The organism is Pediococcus parvulus (genome assembly GCF_964063155.1).
Lineage (GTDB): Bacteria > Bacillota > Bacilli > Lactobacillales > Lactobacillaceae > Pediococcus > Pediococcus parvulus.
Genome location: NZ_OZ061292.1, coordinates 741,874 through 759,511, shown reverse-complemented (window position 1 = coordinate 759,511; position 17,638 = coordinate 741,874). Strand labels below are relative to the sequence as shown.

The 17,638-nt window shown below is 37.0% G+C and carries 19 protein-coding genes, 1 other RNA gene and 1 pseudogene; 6 read left to right on the top strand and 15 right to left on the bottom strand.

The window, feature by feature from the left end; all coding sequences use genetic code 11:
• Positions 1 to 15: 15 nt before the first annotated feature.
• The 4 genes from AB3217_RS03615 to AB3217_RS03600 all read right to left on the bottom strand — a co-directional run bounded on the left by AB3217_RS03615 (position 16) and on the right by AB3217_RS03600 (position 2,456).
• Positions 16 to 282: a hypothetical protein gene (locus tag AB3217_RS03615; protein ID WP_367365687.1), complete on the bottom strand. Its 267-nt coding sequence runs from the start codon at positions 280 to 282 to the stop codon at positions 16 to 18.
• 2 nt (positions 283 to 284) lie between these two features.
• The gene (locus AB3217_RS03610) at positions 285 to 1,250 is read right to left on the bottom strand and encodes an ATP-binding cassette domain-containing protein (protein ID WP_367365686.1); all 966 of its coding nucleotides are present in this window, start codon (positions 1,248 to 1,250) and stop codon (positions 285 to 287) included.
• Between the two features lie 633 nt (positions 1,251 to 1,883).
• Positions 1,884 to 2,255: a transfer-messenger RNA gene (gene ssrA / locus AB3217_RS03605) on the bottom strand.
• A gap of 51 nt (positions 2,256 to 2,306) precedes the next feature.
• Positions 2,307 to 2,456, bottom strand: coding sequence for a hypothetical protein (locus AB3217_RS03600; protein WP_186806981.1), 150 nt, complete (start codon positions 2,454 to 2,456; stop codon positions 2,307 to 2,309).
• 212 nt (positions 2,457 to 2,668) lie between these two features.
• Here AB3217_RS03600 and AB3217_RS03595 point away from each other — a divergent pair, with 212 nt between their 5' ends.
• Both AB3217_RS03595 and AB3217_RS03590 read left to right on the top strand, forming a co-directional pair.
• Complete coding sequence (locus AB3217_RS03595; RefSeq protein WP_186806980.1) at positions 2,669 to 2,830, top strand: hypothetical protein; 162 nt, start codon at positions 2,669 to 2,671, stop codon at positions 2,828 to 2,830.
• A 49-nt stretch (positions 2,831 to 2,879) separates the two neighbouring features.
• On the top strand, positions 2,880 to 3,692 hold the full coding sequence (locus AB3217_RS03590) for a phosphorylcholine transferase LicD (RefSeq protein ID WP_057784966.1): 813 nt from the start codon (positions 2,880 to 2,882) through the stop codon (positions 3,690 to 3,692).
• A 114-nt stretch (positions 3,693 to 3,806) separates the two neighbouring features.
• On the opposite strand, the gene AB3217_RS03585 is transcribed toward AB3217_RS03590, so the two are convergent.
• The 5 genes from AB3217_RS03585 to AB3217_RS03565 form a co-directional block, all read right to left on the bottom strand.
• Positions 3,807 to 5,483 (bottom strand): oleate hydratase, encoded by a 1,677-nt coding sequence (locus tag AB3217_RS03585; RefSeq protein ID WP_057784965.1) that lies wholly within the window; start codon positions 5,481 to 5,483, stop codon positions 3,807 to 3,809.
• Positions 5,484 to 5,537: 54 nt separating this feature from the next.
• Positions 5,538 to 5,870, bottom strand: coding sequence for a helix-turn-helix transcriptional regulator (locus AB3217_RS03580; RefSeq protein WP_260267977.1), 333 nt, complete (start codon positions 5,868 to 5,870; stop codon positions 5,538 to 5,540).
• A gap of 134 nt (positions 5,871 to 6,004) precedes the next feature.
• Positions 6,005 to 6,931: a DUF368 domain-containing protein gene (locus AB3217_RS03575; RefSeq protein ID WP_260280975.1), complete on the bottom strand. Its 927-nt coding sequence runs from the start codon at positions 6,929 to 6,931 to the stop codon at positions 6,005 to 6,007.
• 48 nt (positions 6,932 to 6,979) lie between these two features.
• Complete coding sequence (locus AB3217_RS03570; RefSeq protein WP_057784962.1) at positions 6,980 to 7,597, bottom strand: sugar O-acetyltransferase; 618 nt, start codon at positions 7,595 to 7,597, stop codon at positions 6,980 to 6,982.
• An 85-nt stretch (positions 7,598 to 7,682) separates the two neighbouring features.
• Positions 7,683 to 8,645: an NTF2-like N-terminal transpeptidase domain-containing protein gene (locus AB3217_RS03565; protein ID WP_367365685.1), complete on the bottom strand. Its 963-nt coding sequence runs from the start codon at positions 8,643 to 8,645 to the stop codon at positions 7,683 to 7,685.
• Between the two features lie 196 nt (positions 8,646 to 8,841).
• Here AB3217_RS03565 and AB3217_RS03560 point away from each other — a divergent pair, with 196 nt between their 5' ends.
• The 4 genes and pseudogenes from AB3217_RS03560 to AB3217_RS03545 all read left to right on the top strand — a co-directional run bounded on the left by AB3217_RS03560 (position 8,842) and on the right by AB3217_RS03545 (position 11,561).
• A complete protein-coding gene (locus AB3217_RS03560) occupies positions 8,842 to 9,219 on the top strand; it encodes a GntR family transcriptional regulator (protein WP_057784960.1) in 378 nt (125 codons plus the stop codon).
• A pseudogene (locus AB3217_RS03555) lies at positions 9,212 to 9,925 on the top strand (ATP-binding cassette domain-containing protein). The gene AB3217_RS03560 and the pseudogene AB3217_RS03555 overlap by 8 nt, the downstream one beginning before the upstream one ends.
• Complete coding sequence (locus AB3217_RS03550; RefSeq protein WP_367365684.1) at positions 9,918 to 10,673, top strand: hypothetical protein; 756 nt, start codon at positions 9,918 to 9,920, stop codon at positions 10,671 to 10,673. The pseudogene AB3217_RS03555 and the gene AB3217_RS03550 overlap by 8 nt, the downstream one beginning before the upstream one ends.
• 213 nt (positions 10,674 to 10,886) lie before the next feature.
• Positions 10,887 to 11,561: a helix-turn-helix domain-containing protein gene (locus AB3217_RS03545; RefSeq protein ID WP_260274668.1), complete on the top strand. Its 675-nt coding sequence runs from the start codon at positions 10,887 to 10,889 to the stop codon at positions 11,559 to 11,561.
• A 108-nt stretch (positions 11,562 to 11,669) separates the two neighbouring features.
• On the opposite strand, the gene AB3217_RS03540 is transcribed toward AB3217_RS03545, so the two are convergent.
• The 6 genes from AB3217_RS03540 to AB3217_RS03515 form a co-directional block, all read right to left on the bottom strand.
• Positions 11,670 to 12,404 carry a hypothetical protein gene (locus tag AB3217_RS03540; protein ID WP_367365683.1) on the bottom strand — a complete coding sequence of 245 codons (735 nt, stop codon included), beginning with the start codon at positions 12,402 to 12,404 and terminating at the stop codon, positions 11,670 to 11,672.
• On the bottom strand, positions 12,401 to 13,276 hold the full coding sequence (locus tag AB3217_RS03535; protein WP_068808175.1) for an ABC transporter ATP-binding protein: 876 nt from the start codon (positions 13,274 to 13,276) through the stop codon (positions 12,401 to 12,403). The genes AB3217_RS03540 and AB3217_RS03535 overlap by 4 nt, the downstream gene beginning before the upstream one ends.
• 209 nt (positions 13,277 to 13,485) lie before the next feature.
• Entirely contained in the window at positions 13,486 to 14,796 is a 1,311-nt protein-coding gene (locus AB3217_RS03530) for a PTS sugar transporter subunit IIC (protein ID WP_068808177.1), read from the bottom strand.
• 15 nt (positions 14,797 to 14,811) lie between these two features.
• Positions 14,812 to 15,339, bottom strand: coding sequence for a GrdB-related putative oxidoreductase (locus tag AB3217_RS03525; RefSeq protein ID WP_068808180.1), 528 nt, complete (start codon positions 15,337 to 15,339; stop codon positions 14,812 to 14,814).
• Positions 15,340 to 15,362: 23 nt separating this feature from the next.
• Positions 15,363 to 16,316, bottom strand: coding sequence for a N(4)-(beta-N-acetylglucosaminyl)-L-asparaginase (locus AB3217_RS03520; RefSeq protein WP_068808181.1), 954 nt, complete (start codon positions 16,314 to 16,316; stop codon positions 15,363 to 15,365).
• The gene (locus AB3217_RS03515; protein WP_367365682.1) at positions 16,317 to 17,633 is read right to left on the bottom strand and encodes a Sapep family Mn(2+)-dependent dipeptidase; all 1,317 of its coding nucleotides are present in this window, start codon (positions 17,631 to 17,633) and stop codon (positions 16,317 to 16,319) included.
• Positions 17,634 to 17,638 lie beyond the last annotated feature (5 nt).

Below are 17,638 nucleotides of genomic sequence, written 5' to 3'. Positions count from 1 at the left end.
AAAAAGATGTGCCATTTATTGACATAGGAGCAAATTTCCTAAACGAAAAATCGGAGAAAAATCAAACACTAGTGATAACAAGTTTATAACACCTAAGTACACCAACATTTGTGCAACAGTAAAGCCTCTAATAGATTCATTTGCGCCATAGTGATAAATAGCAATCCACATGAAAGATGACAGGGCCAGTTGCATTCCCTTAGTAACCAGAGCTATAACAAAATTTCCTCTATAAGATAATTTCGTATAAAAAGCTATTAATCCACTACTAATATATTTCATGTTCAATCACTTTCCTTGTTCAAAAAAATTCTTTCTAAAATTTGATCCAGACTACTGTCTTTCCGTTGAACTTTTAGAATATGTTTAGTATCAAACGGTAGTGTAGGAAATTTTTTTGCATCCACTAAATAATCCATTTGCCCTAGTTTTGTAATGCCTTCAAGAATTTCATTATCTATTTCTTTATCAGTTGTCACTTCTAAAAAATACCGGTTCGAGAAATTGGTCATCAATTTTTTTAAACTGTCATCGAATCCCTTGATTCCTTTATTAATGATCACTACTCTTTTCGCAAGAGTTTCAATATCTTTAGTATTGTGACTAGTCAATAAAATAGTCATGTTACTTGTTTCATTAAATTTTTTTAGCAATGCATATATTTTCATTTGGCTAATTATATCAATTCCCAAAGTGGGTTCATCTAAAAATACTATTTCGGGTTTTGTAATTAACGAACATACTAATTCGCATTTTGTGCGCTGTCCTAAAGATAAATTTCTAACAGGTCTATTTATAACTTCAGATATATCAAACTCAGTTGCTAAATAATTTAAGCGTTCATGGAACTCAGTGGTAGGAATCTGGTAGATTTCTTTTAACATAGAAAACGTATCAACAGCAGGAAGATCCCATATCAATTGACTCTTTTGTCCAAATAAAACACCGATTTTGTGTAAAAATCGTGCTTTTTTTTCATAAGGATTATATCCTAACACCATAACACTACCGGAATTAGATGGAATTACACCAGATAGAATTTTTATCAAAGTTGTTTTTCCGGCTCCATTCGCACCCAGTAATCCTACGATTTCCCCTTTCGCTATTCTTAGATCAAAACTCTTTAAAGCCGGTACATATTCCGTCTCACGTTTAAAAAAATCGAGAAATTCTCCTTTAAATCCTAGACTCTTTTTGTAAGTTTTATATTTGAAAGACACATTCTTACAATCAATGACAATTTTATTCATTTATTCGTCTTCTCTCATTGTTCTATAATGCTATTTTAGTTTTTTATTCATTAAATCGCAATAGCATTTTAATTTTAAGAATAAGAAGAATAAAATATGTTTAATTCCAATAAAAAATTTTATATACCATTTCTAGAAACTAATCCTAAATATCCTGTATGACTCAACATCCCATCACTGACATGCTTTTTCCTGTGGAACGTTTCGTTCTTCCTGTCGGCAACTTGTCATACAGGTCTTCCCGAGTAAGTACGTCAGCTTTTATACCGTGTCGCTGTTGGCTTTACTGTTGTGACTTCGAGTAAAATGTTTGTGCCAACCTTATGCAGTATAGTCACTTTTATTCGCCAGTGTGGTACTTTGTTTTAGGCTTCCTTCAGATTTACGGACACCCTTCCCCTCAACTCATGGTTCCGTCTACTACGTCCCATAGCGTACTTTCACCGCCTAGTTGACGTCAATGCCGGGTGCACCAAAAAAAGCACATTTACCGTAGTGAATGTGCCGTTAAAAATCTCTATCAATACAATTTGAATGAGACTTGAAAAGTACAGCATAGAAATGAAAATAGTCTTCAGAATAAACCGCATAAAACCGGCATTCTGAAGACTATTAACCTGTACTGAAACTATAAAATGGAGTCGGCGGGGATCGAACCCGCGTCCAAGCATATTGCCACCCAGATATCTACGTTCATAGGCATACTACTTAAATTTCACTAACCAAAACACCGTATGTCAGGGTTCTCTTGATCAGCTAATCTGATTAGTCTCTTCAAGCTACTTCAGATGTGAGCAACTTGCGTAAGTCCACTTAATTTAAGACCTGTATCCAACACATGGACGATGCTAGGCAGATCTACGTTAAGCTGTTATTAAGCAGCTAAAGCGTAAGAATTGTTATTATTTTTTGCAGTTATAATTAAACTGAACGTTTTTAACGTAGACGTAAACTACGAAACGCAATCCGGGCTCAACCTATACCTGTCGAATCCATAACGACCCCATAACAACAGTATTACTATATCACAGCCAGTTACAAAAGCAATTAACTCGCTTACTTATGCTGCTGTGAACCAGAATTAGTTGCAGGAATCAAGGCAATTTGTCCGCGAGAAACCATTGTAACCAACAGTTTGTTGACAAGATCCGCATTCTGGACATTCTTTAATAAATATTCTAACAACGCATTTTTGGTTTTTCTCATTGTACAATCCTCCGTGACTCTTCGCATTTAAAACCTAATCTTAGGTACCAATAATAATGGTTCCCATCATAATTGTCAACCGTAAAACCCCCAATTATTTTCCAATTTTACTAAAAACTAAAAATATAATGACATCGTTTTCAATAAATTGTGGAAATTAGAATCATTTTAAACTAAAATGAAGGTAAATTGATAACTTGGGAGGTATCCTAATGACTGGTAATTCAAAAGTAACCGCAATTTTATTTTTCGTTTTCTATTTGATTTTAACTTACTTTGTTTTTGTTCATCAAAACATGATTGCGATGTATATGATGGCAATCGGAATGTTGCTGGAAGCCACCATCAATCTGTGGCACATGTTTAAATCTTAACTAAAATCAGGTACACTTAGGGTAATAAAAAACGGAGGAGCATTGTTCTATGTCGCAAATCAGCGAGTTGCATCGAATTGAATTAAACACTTTAAAAAAGTTCGTTAACATTTGCGAAAAACATCACATCAAATACTTTCTAATTGGTGGTTCACTGCTTGGTGCAATTCGCCATAACGGCTTTATTCCATGGGATGACGATGTGGACATTGGTATGCGACGTGATGAATATGATCGTTTTTCTTCTATTGCCCCTGCCCTTTTGCAAAATGAACACTACTTCATTCAAACCGCGGACACAGATCCTAATTTTGCATTTAGCTACATGAAAATGATTGATACTGACACTTATATTGAAGAACGAAATAATGTCAATGACGCGCGCAAAGGCGTTTTCGTTGATATTTTTCCGTTTGATAAAGTACCACGACAACCTGAAATTAGGCGAGCTGTTTACAGTCGTTTTCGTTATTTTGATACACGAATCCTTTTACGCTTAGGCTATAATATCATCAAAACCCCGTTTCGTAAGGATCCGGAAACTAACGACCTTAATCACTATATGTCAGTTGCCAAACTAAAAGAAAAACGCGAAAATATTATGCGTCTTTATAATAAGGAACCATTTCACCATTACAAAAATTATGCGTCTCAGTATGCCTATGATAAAGAAGTTTTAAATCAAGCCGAAATCTCTGAGTTGATCACCCATCCGTTCGAAGATATTCAGGTTAAGATTCCAGAAGCTTACGATCGCATTCTAACTCGCATGTACGACGATTATATGACGCTTCCCCCAGAACGAGATCAAAAAGAAAAACACGTCGATGTGTTAATCGTAAACGGTAAACAAATTGACTAATATAAAACGAGAGTGACGATCTGATTTACCCACAGACCATCACTCTCGTTTTTTGCCTTATCACGCAAATTCACCAATCATGCTCGCAGTCATGATAAAATGTGCTTTCATTAATTATCTAAACATTGTCTTTGTTGCTCTTGCCAAAACTTTAGGTTGTTTTTCATAATGATGGAGTGGTGTTAACTCACTATCAGGAATTCCCATGAAGTGATATACAGCCACTTGGGCACATCTAAATGAATATTGTTCCGTGAAGACCATGTCAAATGGCATTTCGGCAAACTGACTGATAAAAGCCAAATTCTTAGAGTTCTTTGGCACAACAGCTGGACGGTCCCCCACAGCACGACGATTAAACAACGCGCTAGCATACGGCATGTAGGCTGGAATGACGTTTACAATGCTGTCCATAATCTCTTCGGTATGATCAGCAATGTTGTCACGCGCTGGATCCACAGCCGCTAGATGGCCTAACAGCTCCTCTAACATCTCTTTACCAGTCATTTCGATAAATGGTTTGTCAACATAATCTCCTTTGCGACGTGGATACATGACGTAGCCCCAGAAAACAGTTTCATTTTCCTTTTGAACGTGAAAATGAGGTTGGTGATGGACAACGATTGACATCAAATTGTTACTGTCAACCCAAGTATTCAGCGCATTTCCTGGCTCCTGTTGTGTAATCCGAGAAATCTCATTTAATAAGAAATGATTATTGGTTGTCACAGTGAAACTTAACCACTCACTTTGTTTACGATCGGCAAAGAATTTGTCTGGATTACCCAAATTGTAGAAGTGTTCCGTTGCCTGTTTCCAAAGAGCTGCACTTGGCGCATACTCCATGTTTTCTTTAATTGGGGTGTTTAAATCGCCAATGGAAGAACTATCCGTAATTGCACCGTTCGTATCAAAGACAAAATCATTTTCGCCAATTTCAATCTCACCGGGTTTGTTATCGTTATCCACTTCTTCATACTTCAAGCCTGTTACAATGATGTCATCGCGTAACGGTGTATCTTTAAATACAAATTCAGTGATTTTACGATTATTTACAAAGTTCACACCATGATCCGTCAAATATTTACGCATTGGTAAAATGATGCTTTCATACTGATTATATGGTGTTCGCGTCACGCCGGCCAAAGTATTGATTCGACTGAATTCTAAGATCATTCGATTCATGTAACGCCGTAGCTCCATTGCAGAGCTTTCTTTCTTAAACGCGAAAGTTGTTTGCCACATGTACCAGAAATTAGTTGTGAAAATATGAGGACTCTTAGCAAACCACTGTTCAATGCTGACATCATTTAATTGTGGTTCCTTAGATTCAGGCATCATCATTAACTTGGTTAATAGGAAGCGATCCTGATTATTAAATTGCATATGATTATAATCTTTTTGATCACCCTTATTACGAATGCCATCCGTCCGATCCATTAATCGCGCAACATCATGTGTAGGATGTGCATGGTCAAAGTTCAAAATATCGTCCGTAACTGATTGTCCTGGATTATCCAGCGATGGTACTGAACGTAAAACATCCCATAAGTTTTCATAAGTTTCTTCGTTCAGCATTCGGCCACCCTTCGCCAAGAATCCTTTATTGTTACTTAATTCTGGGTTACCGTATTCGGACTCATAATCAGCTACCTTAGCACCATCATTGGCACCGTGTTTTTCAAGACCAAACATGGTAATTTGATCACCACTCCAGCCACCGTCACGTATTAAATAAATGCCAGCTGCCAGATTACCAATTCCTGATCCGATCATATATGCTTTTGCCATTATATCCGCCCCTCATTGTTAAAATTTATTTTTTCGAAACACACTATTCATAACTTACGCATTTGACTCCCGAATTAATTTCACAATTCGCTCCAAACGCTCTAATGTGTCGTCCAACGTTAAATAATAAGTATTTTCCAATCCGTTTCGCGTCGAATCTACAATATTGACTGATCGCAAAATCTTCAAATGATGTGAAACTGCAGGTTGGGAAATATCTAACTGGGTCGTGATATCACCAACCGTCATGCCTTGTTTCAACCGCGACCCCAATAAAATAATAATTTGCTGCCGATGCTTATCAGCTAGTGCGTTTAAAATATCTAAATCATTTATAAACTCATCTAAAGCTGCCTTTTGTTTCGGCTCCATGGTTACCTCTTCCATAGGCTCACCTCTATCCATACATTTAAATATTTAAATCCATGAATATAGTAACATGCTTTGTACTTTTTGGCAAGCGCTTACAAAACTTGTTTAATAAAAAGCTGTTAGCATATGTCTAACGGCTTTTTTTGCTATTAGGTGTCCGTGGGGTCTTGTTTATCCAAAAATATTGTGGCTAATACGCCGATAATGATAAAAACAACTAACGCCACGATCAACATAAACCACGATCCGCCACCTTGCACACTTACTACAGCACCTTTGAGCGCCAATTCCATCAGAATCCAAATACCAGCTACTACGATACCAAACACGGCGCAATACACCTGATGAGCATACTTGTGTAATAGGAAGTTTAAAACCTTTGCCATGAGGATCACACCTAAAAACGCACCAATCATAAAGGGCAATAAGATCACTACCGATGAAAAAGCTTGCTGAGCTTGATCAAATTTTCCAACCAGCATAAACATCACCGTATCTAAAAGTTTTGCAACTGAGTTATAAATGGTACCGTACTGGTTCACCATCATTAGCATAACTGCACCGGAAATCCCCGGAATCATCATCATAGAAATCGCAAAGAATCCCGCAAACGCAATGACTGCCCAATCATTTAAGTTTTGTAGGTGACTCATTGCTACAAAATCACTCATCCCTTCGTTTCCTTGATGGCTAACTAACATGATGAATGCAAATCCTAAGATAGCTAAAAGACCATCAAACAATTTGAACCTTTGAAAACTCACTTTTTTATAAACAAATGGCAAAACACCAATTACAAGGCCAATAAAGAATCCGTAACTCATTACTGGAAACTGTTCGCAAAGCCACAGCACTAGCTTTGTAGATGCTAGAATTCCGATCACAGCCCCAAGCATGATGGGTAGTAAAAATTTGATATTTTTAAGTGGTTGTTTTCGAAAAGATGAGATTGCCTCAACCATTCTTTCATATAGCCCCACCACGACAGCAAACATGCTCCCAGACAGCCCAGGAATTACTAAGGCAATTCCAATCAGGAAGCCCTTCATTGTATTAATAAGCGATTTCGATTTTATTTGCGTTACCTCTTTTCTTTTTAAATCCGATTGTCATTGCAACTTTTTTTAATTAGAAGTCATTTCAGCGATGTAAGCTTGCTTTTGGGCTTCCCACTTTTGTTTGTCATCATCGTTAATTTCTCGTAACACGTGACACGGATTTCCCACCGCCACCACGTTATCTGGAATATCATGTGTCACGATTGACCCAGATCCAATCACCACATTATTCCCGATTGTGACACCTGGATTTATAACAGCGTTGCCGCCAATCCAGACATTATCACCAATTGTGATGGGATACCCATATTCATAGCCTTCGATCCGTACCGTAGGGTCAATCGGATGCCCAGCTGTATACAACCCGACCCGCGGACCAAACATTACGTTATCACCGATTGTTATGCGACCAACATCAATAAAAATACAGTCATAATTGGCATAGAAATTTTTGCCAATTGTCGTGTTAATTCCATAATCTGTATGAAACGGTGGCTCCATATAAACGTGGTCCCCCACACTGCCGAACAGTTTACCAAGTAATTCTTTGCGATAATCCATCTGTTCTTCTGTGGTATTGTTAAACAAGCGCGTTAAAATCCGACTATGTTTGAAATCTTTTCGAAGTTCCGGATCATTTGCGACATACAGTTTACTACTTAACATTCTTTCTTTATTGGTCATGACAGTTCCTCCGTATATTTAGTTTGATTATATCGAATTTTAAACCCTGTGTCAGTTGATAACTGTTGTTATCACTCATTAAGAATTACCGAAGTTTAACCACCTGACCACTTTTAGCCTTATTTTGAATGCTCAACACAATTTTTTTATTTAAAGAAGTAAAAACGAACTTTCCACCATCCTTTCCTTGCAGTTTTGAATTATATTTTCTTTCCCAGCCTGTTCTCCCAACCCGATCATGTTCGTTAAGTGTTGGATCTGCATTTATCTCCCCATCACTTACCATTCCTACCGTTCCTATTTTTCTATTTTGACCATGTTGTCTGTCGGTTACATATCGATCAACCAAACCTGGAACTTCAGGTTGTTTAATCTTATCAGCTGCTTTTAAAGGCAAGAAACTATCTTCATTAACTAATATAAATTGATTTAGTCTTGTCCGTAAGGCATTCTCTGATAAGTTAAACTGAGAAGCGATTTTGTGAATATTCTCTTCTTTGTTTGGCGAATCATTCAATTTTTCCGGAGCTATACCGACCATTTTATGTACAACATCCTTAGCTAACACATTTCCCGCTACCGATCTTATTTCCCCACGTGTTGCATAATTGATTTTAACTTGAAGAATAGTATGTTTAACAGTCACGTTAGGAATTATCATTTTTTCAGAATTTAAAATTTTCCATTTGCCATGTAACTTCCATATCTCTCCAGTTACTCGATTAAATCTAATTTTGCCAATTTTTGATTTCATAGCCAGTTGATATGAAAATTGATAATGATTTTGAACTCGGTCAAGCTGTAAATTCTTTAAATGAATATCTTTTGCTCCCATGGCATTAAAAATCTGAAAATATTTTTGTGCCGTTTCTTCCAACGTCATATTTTTAGTCCCATCATGTGATAAAATGTCCACAAAATTTTGTGACTGCATGTTCTGATCATAAACCTGAACGACCCTCTGAATATCCGCTATTTCATTTCTATTAATTACGTAGTGGACAACGACGCCTAATAAAAAGAGGATAACTATCATTTTTAAAAGCAATCTAAAACTCCTTCGCATCTGTTTCTCCTTGAAATAAATATTTTTATATTATCTATCCTTTAGAATACAGAACTTTTACTTAAAATTACATCCCTATCCGTTCTAAAACGAAAGATTTAACGCTAAAGGCTTGTAATATTTAGTTTTGTGACTTACAGTGTACTAGATAACTATTACACTATTACGGAGGAACAATATGAAGTTTGATGATAAGGTTCCTATTTACTATCAGATTAAGCAATATATATATCGTGAAATCATTATTGAACATCTCAAACCAGGCCAACAAATACCTGCCGTTCGTCAACTTGCAGTTACTTTGACTGTTAACGTCAATACCATCCAACGCGCCTTGAGTGAGCTTATTGATGAAGACGTTCTCGTTTCAAAACGCGGTAAAGGAAATTTTGTGACCGAAGACACAGAGGTCTTGAAAAATTTAAAAAAACGCACTGTAGAAGAACAAGTCAGCAATCTATATGATAATCTGACGGCTTTGCGGATTTCGCCAGATAAAATGTTGACTTATTTAGAAAATTATATTAATTCGCGAAAGGAAGCAAATCATGACTGACATTTTAACTATTAAAAATCTATCCTATAAAAGAAATTTAACCAACATTTTGAATCAACTAAATTGTTCCTTACCAACTGGCAGCATTGTGGGGCTTTTAGGAGAAAATGGCGCCGGCAAAACGACTTTGATGCGCTTGATTAGTGGAGCCGCAAATCACTATCGTGGTGAAATTAAAGTCTCCTCAGAAACAAGCCCCAGTGATCGCAAGCAGTTGGTAAGCTTTAGTCACCAAGTAGATGATGTTAATAGATCTGATCGCTTAGAAAAAATCGCGCATTTTTATGAAGCTGTCTACCCTGATTTCTCAACAAATAAATTCCAGCGTTTATCTGAGTTTCTAAATCTTGATTTGTCGTGACACTTAAACGATTTGTCCAAAGGAAATCAAATGAAGTTTATCATAGCAATTACCTTATCACGCCAAGTTAAATTATATTTACTAGATGAACCTTTTGACGGCATTGACAGTATGAGTCGTAAAAAAATCATAGCCAGCATTCTTCAGTGGAAACCAGAAGACGCGACCATTTTAATTAGCGATCATCATGTCGACGATATTGCTAATATTTTAGACGGCATATTAATTGTCAAAGATAAGAGAATTATTGTTTCAAAGAACGCTGATAAAATTCGGGAAGATTACGGGCAAAGTATCGAAGACTTTTTTGAAAGTTTTTATAAAGGAGAAGATCAAAATGACTAATACAAGTGTCTTAATTAAAACACTATTTAAAGAAAAAAATACTACCGTTCACAAAATTATTGGCTTACACGTCCTTACCCTTTTGATTACCCTTATTGCGATGATTTTGGAAAACGAATTTAATAGTATTAATTTTGCAAATCTTTCTCTTGTATACGGAGGGATCGGAGCATCAACCCTATTTATTCGTTTTGCGCTACGCATTGAAAAGATGTGGACGAGTAACACCTATCGCCTTATTCCCGTTTCCGAAAGTCGATTGTATGCTGCCAATTTTTTATCTGCAGTGGCCAGTTTTGTCTATTTTTTAATTTTGGAAGTTATTATTATTGGGGTAAGTAGTATTAAACCCTTATCAAACGTTAAATTACCCACACACATCTTGCTGGGATACTTTGTATGCGGGTTGATATTCATGATCATGTTAGTTCTTACAGGTTGGACATTTAATTGCCTAGCTCATCTTATAGAAAACACGATTAGTAACTTTTTACCTGACAAGTGGCAAGGCTTGCTTCAAAGCCTACTCTACGTGGCTACATTTATCCTTTTGCTAATTATCCTAAGTGTACTTAATAATCCAATTGGTACAATTATAAATAAACTATTTTCACCACTGTACTCGGCTAGCACGCCGCTTAACATCATTTTTACTTTACTCATGACTAGTGTATTCATGCTCCTTTGGACAGTAGTTCTGACCATCCCCAATCTCTATTTATTAAAACATTGGGTAGAAACCGAATAAGCTTTAAAGTCACAATTAAAAACACCTTCAACCAACTCGTTTCAAAGCTTAGTGAAATTTTTAATTGCTTCTTATATGTTCCTCATGTCATTAAATTTAAGATTCTTTGTCTCGAAGATACCCGCTTTTAGTCAAAAAAAAAATGTAACATGATAATTGCGTTACTTCTGATAATTTTCTGGGTACGATTAGAGTTGTTAGGAGGAAGCATACATGAAATTTTCGACTCAATTGCGTGAAAGAAGAAAAAAACTAAAACTTACGCAGGAATCTTTAGCAAACAAACTTAACGTAACTCGTCAAACACTTTCTCGTTGGAAAAACGATTTGAGTTATCCTAATCTAGACACCCTGGTCCAAATTAGCCAGATTCTAAACATTTCACTAGATTGTCTGCCAAAGGAAAATGAAAACTCCATGGTTGGCCAAATTAGTTCAAATGTCCGAAAAAAACGAAAATATAAAACTGTTCTATTAATAATTGGACTTCTATTGATCGCCACTTTTGTATTCATAACATTCCTAGGTTACGGTCGGGCCACACAAAACGCCACGATTGATCATCTAAATCCATTCATTAAGACTCAAGATGGCTATGCAATTTTACCCAACCTGGCAAATCAACAACAACTTACACAACAAGTAGATGTATTTGTCTCTGACGACGCATTTGGTAAAGGCAGCTGGCTAAAATTTGAGACAGGCCAATATACCGCTAAAAATCGCTGGACATTAATTCAACATAACGAATCCTATATTTCTAAAGTGCGTTTGCTAAACAAAAAACAGATTCCATTAGGCATGCGTGAGCAAGCTGGCAGTTTTTATACTGGCTATCAATCCAAAACTGAAGGCCCAAAAATCGGCAAAAAAATTTCGTGGTGGTGATTTGACTAATTCTTAATTTCAAAAACCACCAGTCACAAAAAAACGTTATGCCCATTTAAAATGAGCATAACGTTTTATAATGCAATTTATTTGGAAAAGCTTCATCACTTAGAGATTTTGATGTCGAAGCCCTTGTAAAGCGATAAATCCAAACACCAGAATGACAATAACTTCGATAACACTGCTGGCCACCGTGTCACCACTAAATTGTTGTGTAAAAGAAGGATTACTAGTAAATAGAGTATTAATAAACGAAGTAATCACACCTACTAGCATGTTAAATCCAAAATACAGCAAAATACTCAAAGTTTTACCTTTTACAATAATTACTGAAGTCATTAAGATAAATAATCCGGCAATGTAACTCAAAATTGCATTAATACTCAATGGTATCATTTGAGGCACCATCAGCATCCCCATTTCACCAAATAACTCATCCCAGCCGCCAAGATTACCAACTTGATAAATTAGAGTAGCAACAGGTACCACTAGCAAAACAAAGCTGACGACAATATTTGCTAAGATAACCGCTCCAATTTTAGCGAAAAATAGTTTATTTCGATTCACACCAGAAGCGACCATCAGGGCTAAAACACGATTCTTATAATCAATGGCAAGTAAGTGAAAGGGATAAATAATACCTAAGAATATCAGATTACTAACAAACAATAGGATTGCTAAGACAATACTTGTCACCAGAAGTGAAGAATTAAGGTGATCGAAATTTAAAAGTGCAATTGTTGCAATCACGTTTAACCCAAATAGGATTAAGGTCGCCATTAAATAATATTTGTCCCGTAAATATTTAAACAGTTCCATCTTAAAAATTAATCTTGCGTTCATTCGTCAACGCCTCCTTGCTGATCCAAAACTGATACTTTTGTCATAGTAGTAATCACAATTGCGTGTTCCACTAATTGAGGATATAAATTTTGCCATGATTCAGAATTAATATCAATCTTGACACCAGTCTCAGTTTTAACGAAATTAATTGATTCTGTGGTCAACAAATCTGCAAAAGCTTCGTCATTATTAGTCGAAATATTACGATAGGCTTGTTGACTATCAGCCTTCAAATCTAGTGCTTTAATGATGCGGCCATGGTCTATCACAAAAACAGTTTCGCATAAGCTTTCCAAATCTGTTTGAACGTGACTGGAAATCAACAATGTATGATTGCCTTTTCCCGTCCATTGACGCAAGTAGTTTTGAAACCACTTAACGGTATCTTGATCTAACCCACGGAAAGGCTCATCTAAAATTAAGACCTCTGCCGAATTCACAAGAGCTATCAGCAACACTAATTTTTTCTGCATACCATATGAAAAAGTTTTAACTGGGCGATCAAGCACAGATAATAAGCCAATCTCATCAGCCATTTGTTCAACTTTTTTCACATCATAATGGCCACGCAGTCCGGCGAAATATTGGATATTAAAGCGGGCCGTATAGTCCTTGTAAACCGAAAGATCATCAAGGACAATTCCCATTTTGGTCAAAATTGAATTTTCTTTTCTTGGATTACGACCATCAAAAATAATTTCCCCAGAATAATCGGTAATAATATTAGTTAAGCACTTGAAAAATGTGGTTTTACCCGCTCCATTGGCTCCCACTAATCCGTATGTATGACCTGGTTCAATTGTTAGTTGATCGATATCTAACGCTTTAAGGCTACCGTAACTTTTGCCTAAATTTTTAACTGTAATCGTCATCCCATCATCTCCTCATATTATGTTTTTATTATAGCAAAATTACGTCTCATTTACACTATTATTTCATATATAGTGGTGCATTTAATCTACAATTTTTAATCATTTTGAGTCTGAATTAAGATATCATTTTTCACTAAAAACCATAAAGAGCTCTGAAGAATCCTTATAATTCTTCAAAGCCCTTCTATTTTCTTAGACTACGAACTAATTTATACTTCACTAAAATCAATATCCAATTCTGCAGAAGCTGCTTTTTCTTCCTTCAAATATTGATTATCTAACATTTTGATAAATGGATAGTAAATAATAATTCCTAAAATAATTTCAAATAATTGTAAAACTGAACCTGTCCAGCTTCCAGTAGATAGCCACCCAGAAATAATCGGGGGTGTCGTCCACGGCAATAAGACGCCGTTTGTATGTGGCACCCATCCCCAAGTCATAACTAGGCCAGAAATCAGAGTGTTTAAAGTTGGAATAATAATAAATGGAATTGCAATAATCGGGTTAAGCACAACTGGGAGACCAAAAATAATCGGCTCGTTAATCCCAAAAATTCCCGGAATAATAGCTAGCTTGCCTAACTGACGCACTCGATTTGATTTACAGATCACCAGCATAACAATTAGTAAAGATAATGTACTTCCGCCACCACCGTACGTTGTAAAGATATCAATAAACGGCTGTGTAAAAATGTGTGGTAATTCCAAATGCTTTTGAAAGGCCTGTAAATTATCCTGCGTCAAAACAAAGAAAATCGGCGACCAAACTGAATTAGTAATTGTGGGGCCGTTAATTCCAAAGCACCAAAGTAAACTTGCCAAAAAATTATATAAAAGAACAGACGGCAATGAATTACCAACATTTTTCAATGGAGCTTGTAACATGGTATAAATGAAATTGTAAACGGTATCAAAACTAGTTAAACTAAATAAAATTCGAACAAGAAAAAATGCAAAAATAACTAAAGCACTAGGTAGTAAAGCATCGAATGATTGGGACACTGCCGGTGGCACACCTTCGGGCATTCTAATTGTCCAATGCCGTTTCAAAGCAAAACGATAAAGCTCTACACTGATTAAGGCAATAAAGATCCCCAGAAAAATTCCATTAGGTCCAAGATAAAGAGTTTCAACTGCACTAACAGTTTTCTTACCAACTGTCAATGTGGTAGGCGTAAGAATCAAGAAAGAAATGATTGCAACTGCGCTAGCATTGACGGCTTGCAAGCCACGGTTTTTAGCATAGGCGTATGAAATCCCGAAACAACCTAGTAAACCAGTAAAACTAAAGACTGAGTTTGATACTGAACTGAACCATTCACTCCAATGAGAGCCTAAAATGCCAGTCCAGAATTCACTCCAGCCAGGGATTGGAAAGTTTCCAATCAATAAGAAAAATGAAGTTACAATAATCAAAGGCGTGATAATTAAGAATCCATCACGTAACGAGCGTAGCACAACGTTATTACCTAATTTTGTTGCAATTGGCATTAAGATCTTTTCAGCTTTATTTTGCATAAGGTTCCCTCCATTCTATGAAAAACAGTATTGTGATTTAAATTCTGTCATATCTGCTTTATTCACGGACAACTCACAGCCCTTTACAATAGCCTTTAATGAATCAGATAATCCCGTCCCACCTTTTTTCGGTACTTTAATAATTGTTAAATCTTCTTTATATTGTGTAACTAGCTCTTCATTTTTCTCAACAGCAGTGGCAACTAGCACTGGAATAGCAGAATTCCCCTGAAAGTAAGTTGCTAATTCACAGGCCATTGTCGAAAATTCCGGATAGTCATACGTCGGTCCGATGACAACCACATCAGCTTCCATTTTCTCCGCCATCTTAGTAAATTTACTTTGAACCACCTCGGCATTTTTATGATAATAATCGGTTCCACAATAAAAAGTTCCAATAACTTCACCATTAGCCTTTTTCAGATTTTTCTCTAAAGTTTCCGCACTGCCCATTGCAATTCTTTTGCCACCCAATTCAGTATCCGCTCGTTCTTTTCCACCTAATCCTGATTGAATTTGGTCTAAAATGACAATCACTTTCATTAGTGTTCCCTCCTCGCTCTGTTTTAATCTACAGGGGCTTTAATTCGCTTTTCGTATGCATCCAACCATTCTTGAGTAATTGGTTCAATAACAGTAGTTTCGTTTGGTCCCGGGTTGGCCATCAAAATTTGTGGCTGTTCATTTTCATTTCCCACACTAAAAGTAAATTCAACGTTGGTGGCAACACCCCACTCACCTTTGTGGTTCATAGCTACCAATGAAAACTCACCAGCTTTCCCGTAACGCTTTTTCAATTTCTCAATAAATGGATAAACCGCTTGATCGCAAGCTTCTTGAGGCGTTTTACCGTCACCCATTAACCTTACGATTTCGTAGGATAAACAGCCCTTCATAATGTCTTCACCTAGACCAGTTGCAGCTGCTCCACCAATTTCGCTATCTACATAAAATCCGGAACCAGATAACGGTGAATCACCAATCCGACCAGCCTTTTTCATGAATAGCCCTGAAGTTGAGGTACCAGCAGCCATAGATCCCTTCTGATCTAACGTAATCGCGCCAACCGTATCATGACCGTTATATGGATTTAAATTTTTTTCACGAATTTCTTTTAATCGTTTTTGCCAGATCTTTCTTGCACGTGGGGTTAACATATTCACAATTTCAAAATCATTTTGCATTGCATATTGAGTTGCTCCTTGACCAACCCGAAAACTGTTAAAATGCTGATCACTTAACTTACGGGCCACAGAAACAGCATGTTTGACATTTTGAATGCCAGCAACTGCTCCAATCGCGAGACTATCGCCATCCATAAAAGCGGCATCCATTTCAACAACACCCTGTTCGTTTGGTAAACCACCGTAACCAACCGATTTATAATACGGGTAGGCCTCTACTGTATTAATGAGTGCCTCCACTGCATCTCCAGCTGCACCTTGAGCCTTTAATAATTTACTCGCCTTCACAACCCCATCATGGGCCATTCTCCAGGTTGCAATTGTTCCGTATGTCATCTAATCATCCTTTCTTTTTCCTAAAACTAATATTGCCTTCATATAAATTTCCATATTGGTTAAAAGATCCTTTTCATCCATATACTCATCTTGTTTGTGTGCAATGCCTTTTTGACCAGGAAACGAAGGACCAAACGCAATAATGTTCGGCACCACACGGGCATAAGTAGCTCCGGTTGTCGTAACTGGGGTGCCATCTAATCCAGTGACCTGTTCATAAACTTCAGAAATCCGTTTTATCCAATCAGCTTGTTTGTTATGCATAACCCCTGGCATTGAGCGCACAATTTGAACTTTACTGTCAGGAAGAATATGTTGTTTGATGCCTTGCGTCACCTGTTCTTCGGTTATCGAAACCGGATAGCGAATCGCAATTGAAAGTTTTAATCCATTCGCGTTTTTCTCCAACTGATAAGGCGTCATAATCAACTTGCCACTATCTGCGTCTTCGAATTCAACTCCCAGTTTTTGTCCATAATGTTGATCGTGTAATCCCGCTAGCCAATGAAAATAATTCATAAGTTGACCACTCAGCAATTGATTATCATCAATTTTCTTAGCTAACAAGGTTAGGGCGTTTTTACCCAATTCCGGCGCATTAGACGGCGAACGTTTCCCCACAATGTTAATCTTTTCTTGATTTATCATGGCAATCACTGAATCAGGAACGTGATCAGATGCTTGTTCCTCGGGATTCAAGATATCAAACATCTGAAGATCAGCTGGCAGAATAGGCGTTTCAATTGCATAGTTCACAATTCCTCGTTCACCATACACAGCCGGATATTTACAGTCTGGTGTAAACCCATAAACCGGTGCAGGTTTCTTCGCTAAGTACCGTTTCATGTCAGCGCTTCCATTTTCTTCGTCAGAGTCAAATACTAGTCGAATGGTATGCGACAATTTAATGCCCATGTCCTTCAGCAATTTCATTCCATAAAGGCAGGCCATACTTGGCCCCTTGTTATCCAAAATGCCTCGTCCATAAAATCGTTGATCCTGTTTGCTTAACTCAAATGGTGCCGTTGTCCAATGACTACCAGCAGGTACAACATCTAAATGACCAAATATCCCAATGTAGTGTTCATCGTCGTTTCCCCATTGTACGTATGCAGCTGCATCATCCACAATGCCTGTTTTAAATCCGTATTGCTTTCCAATTTGTGTAACTAATGTCAAAGCTTCACGTGGCCCTTCGCCATAGGGTGCGTGTTCCTTTGGACTACTTTTAACACTCTCCACGCGCATCATTTTTTGTAGATCTTGTAGAAATTCTTGCTCTTGATCCGCAGTCAATACATGTATTTCTTGAGTCATCCTTC

Excerpts from the sequence above, each read along its gene's own strand:
- AB3217_RS03590 (WP_057784966.1), top strand. The coding sequence starts at position 2,880 with ATGTCGCAAATCAGCGAGTTGCATCGAATTGAATTAAACACTTTAAAA.
- AB3217_RS03545 (WP_260274668.1), top strand. The coding sequence starts at position 10,887 with ATGAAATTTTCGACTCAATTGCGTGAAAGAAGAAAAAAACTAAAACTT.
- AB3217_RS03515 (WP_367365682.1), bottom strand. The coding sequence starts at position 17,633 with ATGACTCAAGAAATACATGTATTGACTGCGGATCAAGAGCAAGAATTT.
- AB3217_RS03520 (WP_068808181.1), bottom strand. The coding sequence starts at position 16,316 with ATGACATACGGAACAATTGCAACCTGGAGAATGGCCCATGATGGGGTT.
- AB3217_RS03595 (WP_186806980.1), top strand. The coding sequence starts at position 2,669 with ATGACTGGTAATTCAAAAGTAACCGCAATTTTATTTTTCGTTTTCTAT.
- AB3217_RS03610 (WP_367365686.1), bottom strand. The coding sequence starts at position 1,250 with ATGAATAAAATTGTCATTGATTGTAAGAATGTGTCTTTCAAATATAAA.
- AB3217_RS03540 (WP_367365683.1), bottom strand. The coding sequence starts at position 12,404 with ATGAACGCAAGATTAATTTTTAAGATGGAACTGTTTAAATATTTACGG.
- AB3217_RS03570 (WP_057784962.1), bottom strand. The coding sequence starts at position 7,597 with ATGACCAATAAAGAAAGAATGTTAAGTAGTAAACTGTATGTCGCAAAT.
- AB3217_RS03580 (WP_260267977.1), bottom strand. The coding sequence starts at position 5,870 with ATGGAAGAGGTAACCATGGAGCCGAAACAAAAGGCAGCTTTAGATGAG.
- AB3217_RS03535 (WP_068808175.1), bottom strand. The coding sequence starts at position 13,276 with ATGACGATTACAGTTAAAAATTTAGGCAAAAGTTACGGTAGCCTTAAA.
- AB3217_RS03615 (WP_367365687.1), bottom strand. The coding sequence starts at position 282 with ATGAAATATATTAGTAGTGGATTAATAGCTTTTTATACGAAATTATCT.
- AB3217_RS03550 (WP_367365684.1), top strand. The coding sequence starts at position 9,918 with ATGACTAATACAAGTGTCTTAATTAAAACACTATTTAAAGAAAAAAAT.
- AB3217_RS03530 (WP_068808177.1), bottom strand. The coding sequence starts at position 14,796 with ATGCAAAATAAAGCTGAAAAGATCTTAATGCCAATTGCAACAAAATTA.
- AB3217_RS03525 (WP_068808180.1), bottom strand. The coding sequence starts at position 15,339 with ATGAAAGTGATTGTCATTTTAGACCAAATTCAATCAGGATTAGGTGGA.
- AB3217_RS03600 (WP_186806981.1), bottom strand. The coding sequence starts at position 2,456 with ATGAGAAAAACCAAAAATGCGTTGTTAGAATATTTATTAAAGAATGTC.
- AB3217_RS03585 (WP_057784965.1), bottom strand. The coding sequence starts at position 5,483 with ATGGCAAAAGCATATATGATCGGATCAGGAATTGGTAATCTGGCAGCT.
- AB3217_RS03560 (WP_057784960.1), top strand. The coding sequence starts at position 8,842 with ATGAAGTTTGATGATAAGGTTCCTATTTACTATCAGATTAAGCAATAT.